Source organism: Myxococcus hansupus, from assembly GCF_000280925.3.
Lineage (GTDB): Bacteria > Myxococcota > Myxococcia > Myxococcales > Myxococcaceae > Myxococcus > Myxococcus hansupus.
This window is the reverse complement of sequence record NZ_CP012109.1, coordinates 1,811,558-1,826,332: the sequence shown is the minus strand read 5'-3', so window position 1 is coordinate 1,826,332 and position 14,775 is coordinate 1,811,558. Positions and strand designations below refer to the sequence as shown.

10 protein-coding genes are annotated in these 14,775 nt (G+C 69.4%); 4 read left to right on the top strand and 6 right to left on the bottom strand.

Going from position 1 to position 14,775, the window contains the following annotated elements; all coding sequences use genetic code 11:
* Window positions 1-152: 152 nt before the first annotated feature.
* Window positions 153-2,981, bottom strand: coding sequence for a preprotein translocase subunit SecA (gene secA / locus A176_RS07560; protein WP_002634639.1), 2,829 nt, complete (start codon window positions 2,979-2,981; stop codon window positions 153-155).
* Between the two features lie 170 nt (window positions 2,982-3,151).
* Here secA and rlmM point away from each other — a divergent pair, with 170 nt between their 5' ends.
* Window positions 3,152-4,354, top strand: coding sequence for a 23S rRNA (cytidine(2498)-2'-O)-methyltransferase RlmM (gene rlmM / locus A176_RS07555; protein ID WP_021781065.1), 1,203 nt, complete (start codon window positions 3,152-3,154; stop codon window positions 4,352-4,354).
* 42 nt (window positions 4,355-4,396) lie between these two features.
* Window positions 4,397-5,104, top strand: coding sequence for a nucleotidyl cyclase domain-containing protein (locus A176_RS07550; protein ID WP_002634641.1), 708 nt, complete (start codon window positions 4,397-4,399; stop codon window positions 5,102-5,104).
* Between the two features lie 99 nt (window positions 5,105-5,203).
* On the opposite strand, the gene A176_RS40960 is transcribed toward A176_RS07550, so the two are convergent.
* The 4 genes from A176_RS40960 to A176_RS07530 form a co-directional block, all read right to left on the bottom strand.
* Entirely contained in the window at window positions 5,204-6,121 is a 918-nt protein-coding gene (locus tag A176_RS40960; RefSeq protein WP_002634642.1) for a M23 family metallopeptidase, read from the bottom strand.
* 218 nt (window positions 6,122-6,339) lie between these two features.
* Window positions 6,340-7,137 carry a Stp1/IreP family PP2C-type Ser/Thr phosphatase gene (locus A176_RS07540; protein ID WP_044889531.1) on the bottom strand — a complete coding sequence of 266 codons (798 nt, stop codon included), beginning with the start codon at window positions 7,135-7,137 and terminating at the stop codon, window positions 6,340-6,342.
* Window positions 7,138-7,197: 60 nt separating this feature from the next.
* Window positions 7,198-8,934, bottom strand: a complete 1,737-nt coding sequence (recN, locus tag A176_RS07535; protein ID WP_002634644.1) for a DNA repair protein RecN — start codon at window positions 8,932-8,934, stop codon at window positions 7,198-7,200.
* Window positions 8,935-9,079: 145 nt separating this feature from the next.
* The gene (locus A176_RS07530; RefSeq protein WP_002634645.1) at window positions 9,080-12,346 is read right to left on the bottom strand and encodes a DEAD/DEAH box helicase; all 3,267 of its coding nucleotides are present in this window, start codon (window positions 12,344-12,346) and stop codon (window positions 9,080-9,082) included.
* 407 nt (window positions 12,347-12,753) lie between these two features.
* Between A176_RS07530 and A176_RS07525 the strand changes: the two genes are divergently transcribed.
* The gene (locus A176_RS07525; protein WP_002634646.1) at window positions 12,754-13,308 is read left to right on the top strand and encodes an adenine phosphoribosyltransferase; all 555 of its coding nucleotides are present in this window, start codon (window positions 12,754-12,756) and stop codon (window positions 13,306-13,308) included.
* 50 nt (window positions 13,309-13,358) lie between these two features.
* Here the strand turns inward: A176_RS07525 and A176_RS07520 are convergent, their stop codons facing one another.
* Window positions 13,359-13,709 carry a hypothetical protein gene (locus tag A176_RS07520; RefSeq protein ID WP_002634647.1) on the bottom strand — a complete coding sequence of 117 codons (351 nt, stop codon included), beginning with the start codon at window positions 13,707-13,709 and terminating at the stop codon, window positions 13,359-13,361.
* Between the two features lie 188 nt (window positions 13,710-13,897).
* Between A176_RS07520 and A176_RS07515 the strand changes: the two genes are divergently transcribed.
* On the top strand, window positions 13,898-14,728 hold the full coding sequence (locus tag A176_RS07515) for an alpha/beta fold hydrolase (RefSeq protein ID WP_002634648.1): 831 nt from the start codon (window positions 13,898-13,900) through the stop codon (window positions 14,726-14,728).
* Window positions 14,729-14,775: the final 47 nt, after the last annotated feature.

Sequence of the window (14,775 nt, the reverse complement as noted above, 5' to 3'; positions counted from 1 at the left end):
GCACCGCCCGTCCGGGCGAGAACGGCGCGTGCCGCTCCCCTGCCCTGCCGCCGTCCCGGCGTGGACCGTCCACCCGGAAACGGCACCGGCGCGGAGCCCGAAAGGGGCCGCCGCGCCGGCATCCTACCCGCCGCCGTCAGAAAGCCCGCGTCCTAGACGCTGGCCTCCGTGGCGCCGTGGCACTTCTTGTACTTCCGGCCGCTGCCGCAGGGGCAGGGGTCGTTGCGGCCCACCGCGGGCTTGTTGGACGTCGCCGCCGCGGGACGGGCGGCCGCCGCCACCGAGCCCTCGTCCAGCTTGCCGTCCGCCGTGGCGCGCCCTTCGACGGCCTTCTTCTGCTGCTGGGCGAGCTGACGCTGGATGCGGGCGGCCTCTTCCGCCGCGCTGGAGGCGGAGCGGGGCTGCACGTGCATCAACTGGGTGACGAACTGCGACTTGATGGCGGAGAGCATCTGGATGAAGCCCTGGTAGCCCTCCTTCTTGTACTCCTGCTTCGGGTCCTTCTGGCCGTAGCCGCGCAGGCCGATGCCCTGGCGCAGGTGGTCCATGGCCAGCAGGTGGTCCTTCCAGAGCCGGTCGATGGTCGCCAGGTAGTTGTACTGGAGGAACCGCATGAAGTTCTCGCCGAACTCCTCCTCGCGCGCCTGGAAGACCTTCTCCGCCGCCTTGTAGATGTGCTCCTGGAGCTCCTCGCGGTTGCCCACGCCCTCGAAGTTCATCTCGAGGTTGAAGGTCTCCTTCACGGACTGCTGGAGCGCGCCGATGTCCCAGCCCTCCACGCCGCGGGTGGGCGCGTAGGTGTCGGTGAGGGACACGATGACGTCCTCCGTCGCGTCCAGCACCATCTCCCGGAAGTCCGCCCAGCTCAGGGTCCGCTCGGAGCGCGTCTTCACGCGCGTCTTCGGATCCTCCTCGTACTCCACCAGCGGGATGCCAGCGCCGGAGGCCAGCACCTGGCGGCGCAGCTTGTAGATGGTGCGCCGCTGCTGGTTCATCACGTCGTCGTACTCGAGGAGGTTCTTGCGGATGTCGAAGTTGTGGCCTTCGACCCGCTTCTGGGCGCCCTCGATGGCACGTGACAGCCACACGTGCTCGATGACCTCGCCCTCCTCCATGCCCAGCCGCTCCATCAGGCCCTGGATGCGCTCGGACCCGAAGATGCGCATCAGGTCGTCCTCGAGCGACAGGAAGAAGCGGCTGCCACCCGGGTCACCCTGGCGGCCGGCGCGGCCACGAAGCTGGTTGTCCACGCGGCGCGACTCGTGCCGCTCGGTGCCGATGATGAAGAGGCCGCCGGCGTTGTGGACCTCCTCGCGCTCCTTCTTCGTCTCCTCCTCGAGCCGGACCTTGGTCGCCTTGAACTTCTCCTCCCAGGCGGCCATCTCCTGCTCGTAGGCCGTCAGGTCCAGCGGCTGCCCTTCCGGGGCCGTGGTGGGCGGCTCGGGCGGCGCGCCCATGGCCGCCTTGGCCAGGACCTCCGCGTTGCCGCCCAGGAGGATGTCCGTTCCACGGCCGGCCATGTTGGTGGAGATGGTGACGGCGCCCTTGCGGCCGGCCTGCGCGACGATGTCGGCCTCGCGCTGGTGCTGCTTGGCGTTGAGGACGTTGTGGGGGATGCCGCGCTTCTTGAGGAAGCTGGCCACCACCTCGCTCTTCGCGATGGACACCGTGCCCACCAGCACCGGCTGCCCGTTCTTGTGGAGCTGTTCGATCTCCGCGGCCACCGCCTCGAACTTCTCGCGCTCCGTCTTGTAGACCACGTCCTGCAGGTCCTTGCGGATGGGCGCGCGGTTCGTCGGGATGACGCGGACGTCCAGGTTGTAGATCTTCGCGAACTCCTCCGCCTCCGTGTCCGCCGTGCCCGTCATGCCGGCCAGCTTGGAGTACATGCGGAAGTAGTTCTGGAACGAGACCGTCGCGAGCGTCTGGTTCTCGTTCTCGATCTTCACGCCCTCCTTGGCCTCGATGGCCTGGTGCAGGCCGTCCGACCAGCGGCGGCCCGGCATCTGGCGGCCGGTGAACTCGTCGACGATGACGACCTCGCCGTCCTTCACGACGTAGTCCTTGTCGCGCTTGTAGAGCGTGTGCGCGCGCAGGGCCTGGTCCACGTGGTGGAGCGTTTCAATCTCGCCCGGGTCGTAGAGGTTGCCCACGCCCAGCCGCTTCTGAAGCTTCTCGATGCCGTCATCCGTGAGGGACACGGAGCGGTGCTTCTCGTCCAGGGTGTAGTCCTGGTCCGGCACCAGCCCGGGGATGACCTGGTCCACCCGGTAGTACTTGTCGGTGCTGTCCTCGGTGGGGCCGGAGATGATGAGCGGCGTGCGGGCCTCGTCGATGAGGATGGAGTCCACCTCGTCGACGATGGCGAAGTTCAGCTCGCGCTGGACGTAGTCCTGCAGGCGGAACTTCATGTTGTCGCGCAGGTAGTCGAAGCCGAACTCGTTGTTCTGCCCGTAGGTGATGTCCGAGCGGTACGACTCCTGGCGCTGCTTGTCGTTCAGCTCGTGCAGCACGCAGCCCGTCGTCATGCCCAGGAAGCGGTAGACGCGCCCCATCCACTCCGCGTCGCGGCGGGCGAGGTAGTCGTTCACCGTCACGACGTGCACGCCACGGCCCGACAGCGCGTTGAGGTAGGTGGGCAGCGTCGCCGTCAGCGTCTTGCCTTCACCGGTGCGCATCTCCGCGATGCAGCCCTCGTGGAGGAACATGCCGCCGATGAGCTGCACGTCGTAGTGGCGCTGGCCGATGACACGGCGCGCCGCCTCACGGGTGAGCGCGAAGGCCTCGAAGAGCAGGTCGTCCAGCGAGCGGCCGTTCTGGATTTCCTGCCGCATGCGGTTCGTCTCAGAGACGAAGTCCTCGTCCTTGAGGGCCCGCATGCGGGTTTCCAGCTCGTTGACTCGGGTGACCTTCGAGTGGGCCTTCTTCAGCTCACGCTCGTTCTTGGTCCCAATCAGTTTCTTTAGCGTCCATTCGATCATTCGGTCGGCTCTCTCGCCGGAGAATCCTCGAAGGACGGCGGCGAGTGAAGGGAAATCCCTGGAGGTGTAAGGGAGAAACGTATGGAAACCATGTGCGTCCGCCGAAACTTCCACCCGGCTGGCCGCCCACCACGCAGCGGCTCAGAGTAAAGCGGAACCTCGTCCACGCAATGTCCCCCTCACGAAAACAACGCCGCGGCCCCGCCCGGCCTTCTCGACGCCCTCCCTCCCGACACTCCGGACGCCCTGGAGCGCCACCGAAGCAGCCAGGGCCTGCCCCCAAGGGCAAGGCCCCTGCACACACCGCGCCGCCCGCCCCCCGCGCGCCGCCCCGAGCCAAGGTCCCGGCCCTGCCCGCCAGCACGCTGGCCGCCCGCCCCGGACGGTGGCTGTGGACGTGCCGCGCCGGCTTCGAAGCCCACCTCTTCGAGGAGCTGGCCTGGGCCGGCGCCGAGCCGCGTCTGCTGGGCGAGGCCCTGGTGGAGAGTGACGCCGTGGCCGGACAGGCCCCGGCCTTCGCCCGCGTGGGCCATCAGGTGGTGGCCACGCTGACGGAGACCGCGCCCGAAGTCGTCGCCGAGGCCGCGGCCCGGGCGGTGCTGTCCGCCTCCGGACGCACGCCCTGGGTCCTACAGGTCTTCACGCCGGATACGCCCCGAGGCAACGCCCTGGCGCCCTTCGCGGAGTCGCTGGAGGCCGCCGTCGCCGCCAGGCTGCCCGCGGAGCGCCGGGTGGAGGACGCCCAGCGGGCACGCGAGGCGGGCGCGGTGCTCTTCTCGCTGTGCGTGGCGCCGGATGGGGTGACGGTGGTGGGCGCGGTGACCGCGCGCGAGGCCGTGTCCCTGGCCCCGGGCGGGCGCAGGCGCATGCGCAGGGCGGGCGACGCGCCGTCTCGCGCGGCCATGAAGCTGGAGGAGGCGCTGGACGGGCTGGCTTTCGAGCCGGGGCGCGGCGACGTCTGCGCGGACCTGGGCGCGGCGCCGGGCGGGTGGACCCAGCGACTGGTGAGCCGGGGCGCCAAGGTGGTGGCGGTGGATCCAGCCCGGCTGATGCCGGAGCTGACGGGCCACGCCCGGGTGAAGCACGTCCAGGAGAGCGCCTTCTCCTACGCGCCTGATGAACCGGTGGACTGGCTCTTCTGTGACATGGCGTGGCGGCCGCTGGAGGTGGCACAGCTCCTGGCCAAGTGGGGGCGCCGAGGCTGGGCCCAACACCTGGTGGCCAACATCAAGCTGCCCATGAAGGACAAGAACCCCATTCTGCTGCGGGTGCGCCACACGCTCACCCAGGAGGGCGGCTGGGAGGGGCTCACCGTCCGCCAACTCTACCATGACCGGGATGAGGTCACCGTCACCGCGCACAAGCTGAAGTGAGCCCCTGCGCGGAAGGTGAGGACGCGCTACACAAGGGTCGCCATGCCCTACGCGCTCGATGACGACACCGCCACCGCCCTCATCGCCCTGAACCCCTGGGTGCTCTCCCGCAGCCCCCAGGCCCCGGTGCAGGCCGCCGTGGAGGTGCTCGTCCAGGCGGAGCAGGCCCGCCGGGGGCAGCCGGACGCGAAGACGGGCGCCTTCCAGGTGCCCGCCCTCACCCAGGGGAGCCTCCTCAAGGAGGAGTACGACTTGTCCACGCACGCCCACCATGACGGGTGGCGCGTGGGCGCCGTCATCGCCGACGTGCAGGGGATGATCAACGTCAACGCCCGCTTCGGGTTCCCCACCGGCGACGCGGTGCTGCGCGCCACGGTGGAGTCCCTGTCCGCGCAGTACCCCGGCGCCAAGGTGGTGCGCATCCACGCGGACGCCTTCGCCGCGCTGTTGGTGCCCACCTCGCAGCTCACGGTGAGCGAGCACCTCGCCGCGCCCACGCGCGAGCGGCTCGGCCAGGACGTCCGGCGCGTGCTGCCCCCGTCCACGCTCGACGCGGACGTGCCCGCGTGGACGGTGAGCCTGCTGGAGCTGACGGTGGACGCGCCCTCGCACTGGCAGGTGCTGGGGACCCTGCTGTGGGCGGAGCTGGAGCGCACCCACGTCATGGAGCGCACCGGCCGCGCGCAGGGACTTCAGCGGCGGCGCATCCGGTTGGACGGGGCGATTCCGGGGCCCGCGACGCTCTACTGAGCTTCAGCTTGGGCCGGTCGGCGGAGCGGAGCCCCCTGTGAAGTACGGAGGGGGCTCAGACGCAGTGCGCCTCGGCACGCGGCCGAGGCAGGCGAGGCGCTACTCCTCGAGGATGAACTTGCGGGGGTTCTGCCCGATGCCGTTGACCCGGACCTCATAGTGGAGGTGCGGACCGGTGGACCGGCCGGTGTTGCCCACGGCGGCGATGTGCATGCCGCGCTTCACCTTGTCGCCGGCCTTCACCAGCATCTTCGACAGGTGGCCGTAGCGCGTCTTGATGCCGTAGCCGTGGTCGATGACGAGCACGTTGCCGTAGCCGCCCTCGAGGCCCGCGAACACCACCGTGCCGTCCGACGGCGAGAAGACTTCCTTGCCGTGCGGCGCCGCGATGTCCATGCCGCCGTGCATGACGCGATCAGCGGTGTAGGGGTCCAGACGCGAGCCGAAATCGCTCGTCACCCAGCCGCGCGCGGGCCAGATGGACGGCGTGGAGGCCAGCAGCGACTTCTGGTCCTGGAAGTAGGCCTGCAGCTCCTGGAGGCTCTGCTCCTGGCGGGTGGCCTCCGCGCTCAGCCGGTCCAGGCGGCCCATCAGCGCCTTGGGCGTCTCCGTGGAGGTGAGCTGCGTGAACTGCGTGTCCGTCGCCGGAGCCACGGTGCCCGCCTCGGGCTCCGTCGGGCCCATGGCCAGGTTGCGCTGGGGATCCGACAGCAGCGTCACCGCGCGCAGCTTCTGGTCGAAGCGCTCGACGCGATCCAACGTGGAACCGATGTGCTCGATGCGCTCACGCACGGACTTCAACTGGGAGCGCAGCGTCAGGTTCTCTTCGCGAAGGATGCGGTTCTCGGAAGCGTCCGCCGCCACCTGGAAGTAGTGGATGCTCGCACCCACACCCAGTCCCACCACGAGCATCAGCCCCATCCCCACCTGGGTGAAGAAGGACCGCTGGATGGTGTACCGCTTGACCGGAGCGTCGTGGTCCGGAATCACCATCAGTGTGAAGGACTTTTTCGCCACGGGACAGCTCCCTGCTTGCGTGGGACTTCTGGCGAAGCAAGCTAAGTCGCTTGCTCTCGCGCAACACCTCCCCCCGCCGCCTACCCCTCCGGCTTCGTCACCCACCGGCGTTTCGACTCGGCTGGAAACGTTGGGGCAGCTACCACTCACATTCCAAGAGTGTCAAGGTCAACAGACCCGCAGGGAGGTCTGTTGGCCACGTTCAGACTCCGGGTGCGTCAGGCTTCCACTCGAACGACGATGACGGTGATGTTGTCGTCGCCGCCGCGTTCGTTCGCGAAGTCGATGAGACGCTGCGGGACCTCATCAAAGGTCCGCGTATTCGCCACGACTTCGTGGATTTCCCGGTCCTCCATCATGTTGGCGAGGCCGTCCGAGCAGAGCAGGAAGACGTCGCCGGGCTCTGACACCAGCCCCATGACGTCCACCTGGACCTCTTCCTCGAAGCCGACCGAGCGCGTGATGATGTTCTTGTACCGGGAGTGCTTCGCCTCTTCCGGCGTAATCATCCCCGCCTTGATCTGCTCGTTGACCAGCGAGTGGTCCTCGGAGATCTGCTGGATGAGGTCGCCCCGGATGAGGTACGCGCGACTGTCGCCCACGTGAGCGAAGAAGACGTGCTCGTCGCGCACCACCAGGGAGATGACGGTGGTGCCCATGCCGGACAGCCGCGCGTCCTCCTGCGCCGTCGTGAAGATGGCCAGACAGGCCCGCTCCACGGCGGTGCGGAGCGCCTCGGGAATGGGCGAATCCTGGAGGTTGGGCACGGACAGGAAGGGGTTCTCCTTGCCTTCCCGCGCCCGGCGCATCTCCTTGTCGATGGTCTCCACGGCGATACGAGACGCCGTGCCACCTCCTGCGTGGCCGCCCATGCCGTCGGCGACGACGTAGAGCTGGAGCTCATCATCAATGAGGAAGCTGTCCTCGTTGTGATTACGTTTACGCCCGACATCCGTCAGGCCGGCGGAAATTATCTTCAAGCGGGAGGCCGCGGTCTGCCCTGCGGTGCTGGACACACCCAGGATGCTATGTGAGGCCCAAGGATGGGGCAAGGACACGGATGCACCGAGTGTACTTCACGCGGTGCGTCGGAGCCGGCCCCGGGGGCTCCCCTCCGGTCCGGACTCCCTGCGGGCTCGACTTCCCAACGCCCGGTGTGCGGAACGCACCAGGGCTTCGGCCGCCCCCAGCGCCTCGCGCGTCACCTCCACGCCCGACATCATCCGCGCCAGCTCCCGGGTCCGCTCCGCCCCAGCCTCCAGCACCACCACCTCGGAGACAGTGCGCTCGCCCTTGAGCCCCTTGCGGATGAGCAGGTGTGCGTCCGCGTAGGCCGCCACCTGCGGCAGGTGGGTGATGCACAGCACCTGACGGTGACTGCTCACGTCCTTGATCATCCGCCCCACCACGTCCGCGATGGCGCCGCTGACGCCCGCGTCCGCCTCGTCCAGGATGTAACACCCACCCCCGTCGCTGTCCGCCAGGGCCTTCTTGAGCGCCAGCAGCAGCCGGCTGGCCTCACCGCCCGAGGCCACCTTGCCGAGCGCGCGCGGCGGCTCGCCAGGGTTGGCGCTGAAGAAGAACTCCACGTCGTCCGCGCCATCCGGACGCAGGGATTCGGAGGGCGTCACCCGCACCTCGAAGGCCGCCTTGCCCATGGCCAACTGCCCCAGGCCCTCGCGCACCTGCGCCGCGAACGCCACCGCGCTGGCCGTGCGCGCACGCGTCAGCGCCGCGGCCGCCTTCCGGGCCCGCTCCTCCACCTTGCGCCGCTCCGCGGCCAGCTCCTCCAGGATTTCCTTCCGGTTCTCCAGCGTGCCCAGCTCCACCTCGATTTCGCCCTGCTTCTTCAACAGGCCGTCCAGGTGCGTGCCGTGCTTGCGGCACAGCCGCTTGAGGGCATCCAGCCGCTCCTCCACGTCCGCCAGCCGGGAAGGGTCCGACTCCAACCCTTCCACGTAGCGGTTGAGCCGGCGCTGCGCCTCCTCCAGCTCCGAAAGCGCGGTGCTCAGCGCCTGTGACACGGGCTCCAGCGTGGCGTCGCACTTCACCGCGTCGTGGACCAGCCCCAGGGCGCGCCCCACCGTCTCCACGGCGGACTGCTCCTCACCGGCCACCAGCAGCTCCGCCTCCGAGGCGTGCCGCTTGAGCTTCTCCGCGCCGCCCAGGCGCTTGCGCTCCGCGTCCAGGCGCGCGTCCTCGCCCGCCTCCGGCTCCAGGCGCGCGATTTCGTCGAGCTGGAAGCGCAGGAACTCGGCGCGCTCGCGCACCTTCGCCTCGTCGCCCCCGAGCGCCTCCATGCGCGCGTCCACCTCGCGCAGGCCCGTGTACTCCCGGAAGAAGGCGCCCAGCACCGTCTCCAGGTTGCCGTACCTGTCGAGCAGCACCCGGTGCAGCCCCGAGTCGAAGAGGCTGACGTGCTCGTGCTGGCCGGCGATGTCCACCGCCCCGCGCGTGAGCTTGCCCAGCACGCCCACCGTCACCAGCGAGCCGTTGACGTAGGCCTTGCCCCGCCCGGTGCGTCCAAGCACCCGGCGCACCAGCACCTCTTCCCCGAGGTCCGGCAGCCCCAGCTCCTCCAGCCGGGCCTCCAGCGCCGAGGTGCGCGCGAAGACGCCCTCCACGGACGCCTCCTCGCAACCGGCGCGTATGACATCCGCGTCGGCGCGCCCTCCGAGCAAAAGGCCCAGTGCATCCACGAGGATGGACTTGCCCGCACCTGTCTCACCCGTGAGGACGGTGAGGCCGGCTCCGAACGCCACCTCCACCTCCTCGATCACCGCCACGTTCGAAATCCGCAGACCCAGCAGCACGCGCGCCCTCCAATGTCCGTACGACGGCTCTGGTACCTGAACACCCTAGCAGGTCCGACTGACACTGCACAGGCGTTCGGGTTGAGCGCACGGATGGCGGGCGGGAGAGGAAGGGGCCTCGTTGGGCCCCCAACCTCCTAAGTCCTCAGATTTCCGTGAACAGCTCCTGGATGTCCTCTTCCGTGAGCGTCCGGCCCATCTCGTCACCGTCACCGCCGAGCACGCCGGCGGCCAGCTCCCGCTTGCGGCGCTGGAGCGCGAGGATCTTCTCCTCCACGGTGCCGCGGGTGATGAGCTTGTAGCTGATGACGGCGCGCGTCTGACCGATGCGGTGCGTACGGTCCGTGGCCTGGTCTTCCACGGCCGGGTTCCACCACGGGTCGAAGTGGATGACGTAGTCGGCCGCGGTCAGGTTGAGGCCGGTGCCACCCGCCTTGAGCGAGATGAAGAAGAGCGGCGGACCGTCCGGGTTGTTGTACTCGTCCACCTTCCCCATGCGGTCCTTGGTGCGGCCGTCCAGGTAGAGGTAGCGCAGGCCCTTCTTGTCCGCTTCCTGCTTCAGCAGCTCCAGCATCTCCGTGAACTGGCTGAAGACGAGCGCGCGGTGGCCTTCCGCCACCAGGTCCTCCACCAACTGGAGGAAGCGCTCCACCTTCGCGCTGGGCGGCATCAGCGTGCCGGGCGGCAGCTTGAGCAGGCGCGGATCACAGCACACCTGACGCAGGCGCATCAGCGCGGCGAGGATGGACACGCGGCTGCGCTTGAAACCCACCTTCTCGATGCTCTCGCTCACCTTGCGGCGGCTCTCGTCCAGCACCTCGCGGTAGAGCGCGGCCTGGCCGGGCTCCATCTCGCACCACGCGACGCTCTCCGTCTTCGGCGGCAGGTCCTTGGCCACCTCCGTCTTCAAGCGGCGCAGGATGAAGGGCTGGATGCGGCGGCGCAGGCGGTCCTTCGCCGTGGCGTCGTTGGCCACCTGGATGGGCTGCTCGTAGCGGTCCCCGAAGCCGTCCGCGCTGCCGAGGAAGCCCGGCATCAGGAAATCGAAGATGCTCCAGAGCTCGGAGAGGCGGTTCTCCAGCGGCGTACCGGTGAGCGCCAGGCGCGTCTCACTGGGCATCGCCTTGCACGCCTGCGCGGTGGCGCTGTCGGCGTTTTTGATGTTCTGCGCCTCGTCCAGGATGATGTAGCGGAAGCCCACCTGGGAGAGCTGGTCCAGGTCGCGGCGGACCAGGGCGTAGGACGTGAGCACCAGGTCCATGCCCTTCAGGTCCTCGGCCCGCTCCTTGCGGTCCTGACCGTGCCACACCATCGTCTTGAGGCCCGGCGTGAAGCGCTCGGCCTCGCGCTCCCAGTTGGCCAGCACGCTGGTGAGCGCCACGACGAGCGACGGCTTGCGTCCCTCTTCGTTGGCCACCTTCTGCATCAGGCTGAGCGACTGGATGGTCTTTCCCAGACCCATGTCGTCCGCGAGGATGCCGGACAGGCCGTGACGGCGCAGGAACCAGAGCCAGGACAGGCCGGCCTCCTGATAGTGGCGCAGCGTCGCCTGCAAGCCGTCGGGCACGGCCACCTTCGGCACGCCCGCCGTCTCACGCAGCTCCAGCATCGCCTGCCGCGCCTTGGCCTCGACCTCGGTGAACTCCCCCAGGTCCGCCAGCAAATCCAACGCGACGGCCTGGTGCAGCGGCAGCCGCGTGCGAGAGCGGCCCGGCAGCGCGCCGGCCTCCTCGAGCAGGTCCGCCACGCGCTTGATTTCGACCGGGTCCGCCTCCGCGAAGGAGCCGTCCTTCAGGGGCACGAAGCGGCGGCCGGACTCCAGCCACATGCGCACCGCGCCCAGGTCCACGGCCTGGTCGTCGGTGACGAACTCCGCGTCCAGGTCGAACCACTGCACGCCGCTCATGCCCACGCGGATGCGCGGCTTGAGCTTGGGGCGCAGGCGCACCTTGGGGGCCTGCACGCCAAAGCGCTCCCAGTCCTCGGGCAGCGAGGCCAGACCGCGCGCCCAGAACTCCAGCGCGATGTCGCCGCCGGCGTCGAAGGCCTGGGCCTGGGACTCGAAGCGCAGGCCCAGGTCCAACAGCAGCTTCCCGGCCGAGCGCTCCAGCTCCTCGCGGCGGCGGTACAGCTTGCGGTTGTCCCCGCCCACGCCGCTGGCGTAGCCCAGGTGCGTGGCGGTGGGGGACACCGGCACCGTCGTCTGGCCGTACTTCGCGGCGAGCTGCACCTTCACGCGCTCGGGGGTGCCCTCGAGCGTGAGCATGAAGCGAGGCTCCACCGACTCGTCCACTTCGATGTCGTCCGCCTTCAGCGCCATGCGGAAGCGCGGAAGGTGCGCGGCGAAGAAGGTCAGCACGCGGTCCAACTGGCCCGTGGGGAAGGCCATGGTCGGCTCGAGCAGCCACTTGCGCAGCAGGCGCGGCGGGAAGTCCGGCTCCACCGGGTGGAGGTTCTGCGCCTGGATGACCCAGGTGCGGCGGCCTGCCAGGAGGATGACGTCCTTGAGCGCGAGGCTCGTGTTGTCCGGGAAGAGCAGCTCGATGCGCGCGGTGGCGCCGTCCGGACGGGACTCCAGATGAATCTGGGGCCGCGCCGGCACCTCCGTGTTGATGAGCTGCGTGCCGCGGTAGATGACGCGGCGGAAGCGCAGCAGCTCCAGCGCCTCGCTCAGCTCCTCGTCCGACAGGACGATGCGCGAGTCGTAGCGGTGCTCGTGGCGCGACAGCACGATGAAGACGCGCTCGTCCGCGGGCGAGATGCGGCCCCCCGTCTGGAGCAGGCGCTTGACGTGGATGGGGCCCTTCGTCTGCGCGTCCTGACGGCGCACGTCGATGACCCACTGCCGCGCGCTGCCATTGGCGTTGCTGGCCGCGGTCAGCCGGTAGAAGAACTCGTAGTCCGGCTGAGAAGACAGGCCGAGCCAGCTCTCCACCTTGGCCAGGGCCGGGAGGCTCACCGGCTCACCGTTCGACGGCAACGGCTCTACGGGCACTTCGTCGTCAACGACGACGACCTCCCTGGACTCCGGCGCGGCGGCAGCGACAGGCTCCGCGGGGCGGGGCTGCGGCGGACCGGGCGAACGGAAGCGAGCCGCGTAGATGAGCGCCGCGGCCACCACGTGCTTGCAGTGCGGACCGCCAACGTTCCACGACGTGCAGGTGCACGTCGACGTGGCTCGGCCGTTCCCCAGTTGAAGGGCCGTCTGATACCGCTCGCCCGTCGAACTGGCGACCTGGGCGCTGATGCGGTCACCTTCACGAGTGAGGCCGAAGACGCGGCGTGACTCCGCCACTTCTCGCCCCTGCTTGAAGGTCGTGGGTTGGACTTCGGCCTTCAGGGCACGGAGCCACTGGGTGTCCTGAGGCGGGAGGATCTCTCGGATATCGGCGGTGGATTGCACGGCTGGCACAGGACCCAGGCTCCAAATCGCCAGGGAACCCGTTGAACTACCACAGCAACGAGGCTCCCGGTCGCGGGAAAAATCAATGCGTCCGCCAGCGGAATCCGCCGCCGGCATCAAGCTGTGAGAGCATCAACCCCCGCCATGGCCTGGACCGTCCGCTTCCGCGCTCCCAAAAGCCGCCCGCCTCCAGGGAAGGCATCCGGCCCGTCGAGCGGACAGTCCATTTCACCCCCAGAAGCAGTTGAACTCATTCGGAAGGTATTGGTGGGTCCCCTCACCATCCCGCCGGGGCAGCGGCCTGTCAGCCCACTGGCAGAGCGGGCGAACAGCCTGGCCCCGATGCGCCTGGCCGACCTACCCTGCCCCACCGCCTGGTGACGGCCCTTCCCTTCTCCCAGCCCGGAGCGCCGCGAATGCCCATGCCCGTCACGAGCCTGACCGACACCACCCTCGTCTCGGACCTCACGGCCCGGCTCCGAGACGTCCCCGACTTCCCCAAGCCTGGCATCACCTTCAAGGACATCACCCCGGTGCTGGCGGACCCACGCCTCTTCGGCCGCGTGGTCAACGCCATGTCAGCGCCCTTCCGGGGCCAGCACGTCACGAAGGTGGTGGGCGTGGAGGCTCGGGGCTTCATCCTGGGCGCGCCCATCGCCCTGGCGCTCAACGCGGGGTTCGTGCCGGCGCGCAAGCCGGGAAAGCTGCCGCACCGCTCGGTGGTGGAGCGCTACTCGCTGGAGTACGGCTCCGACGGCGTGGAGATGCACGAGGACGCCATCCTCCAGGGGGAGCGCATCCTCGTCGTCGACGACGTGCTGGCCACGGGAGGCACGGCGGAGGCCACGGCGAAGCTGGTGTCCCGGCTCGGCGGGGAGCTGGTGGGCTTCAGCTTCCTCCTCAGCCTCGACTTCCTCGAAGGCCCCAACCGGCTGGGCCGCGAGCGCGTGACGACACTGCTGTCCTTCTGAACGGTGCGCCGCGCGCTCCAGCGCGAGGACCGGAGCGCGCGACCTCGCGGCTACGACTCCACGGGCTCGCGGATGATGGGGCCGCAGCCCATGTGCGCCGGCATGCAGTACGGGTTCGCCGTGATGCCCGAGCAGCACACCTGCGAGCCCCCGCAGGACAGGTTCGTGAGGTTGCACCGGGGCCGACACGGCGGCGCGTACTGCCCCGCGTAGTCGTAGACACAGGTTCCGCCGTTGCCACAGCTCGAGCCGGCGGGGGCCCCTGGCAAACACTGGTAGATGGCGGCCTCCTGCTCTCCGAGGGGCTCGCGGAGCTCCGCCTCCAGCTCCGTGCCACCACACCCCGCCAGCAGGACGGCAACGGCGAGCACGCAGCTTCCCATGAGCGACTTCAGTTGCATGTGGACTCCTCCATGGCCCGGACGCGCCCGGACCCCACAAGCAGGATATCAAGCATTCGATGCATTGGCCGTCACGGGTGGACTCGCGGCCGAGCGGGAAGGCCCCCTCCGTGCCGCCTGCTGACATGCAGGCCAGCCCTGCGCACCCTCCGACGAGAATCAACCAACGCATCCACGGAGGGGACGACATGCCGGAAGTACACAGCCGCGGCGGCGCCCGCATCCGCTTTGACGACATGGGACGCGGCGAGCCCGCGCTCCTCTTCATCCCGGGCTGGTGCACCACCCGGGCGACCTTCCAGAAGCTGCTGCCCCGCTGCTCGGCATTCCGGCGGGTCCTGTCGGTGGACCTCCGGGGCCATGGCGAATCCGAGGGTGGCGACACCGACTTCGACAGCACGACGGTGCTGGAGGACCTGCTCGCGGTGGTGGAGGCCAGCGGCGCGCGGCACATCGTGCCCGTGGCCATGTCCCACGCGGGTTGGTGGGCGCTCGAGCTGCGGCGGGCGCTGGGCCCCGTGCGCGTGCCCCGCATGGTGATGCTGGACTGGATTGCCACCGAGCCCACGCCGTCCTTCCTCCACGCGGTGCGCGGCCTTCAAACCGAGCGCTGGGGCGAGGTCCGCGATGGGCTGCTGCAAACCTGGCTGGAAGGACTGGACGACGCGGCCATCCGCCGCTTCGTGCGCGACGACATGGGCGCGTTCGGAGAGGCCATGTGGGCTCGGGCCGGACGGGAAATCGAGGCCGCGTATGCCCGCGAGGGCTCGCCGCTCAGGGCGCTCGCGGCGTTCGACCCCATGCCCCTCACCATGCACCTGTACGCCCGGCCGGAGTCGCACGACTACCTCGCCGCGCAGGTGGACTTCGGCGTGGAGCACCCGGGCTTCCACGTGCTCAAGCTGCCCGCGACCAGTCACTTCCCCGCACTGGAGGTGCCCGACATGGTGGCCGCGGGCATCGAAGCGCTCGTGTCCGCGCGCGAGGTGCCCATCCACGCGGGCGCCGTGCCCGCCTGAGCGCGGGCGGAAGCGGCCCCAGCCCCCGCGCGTCCCACATGCCATCG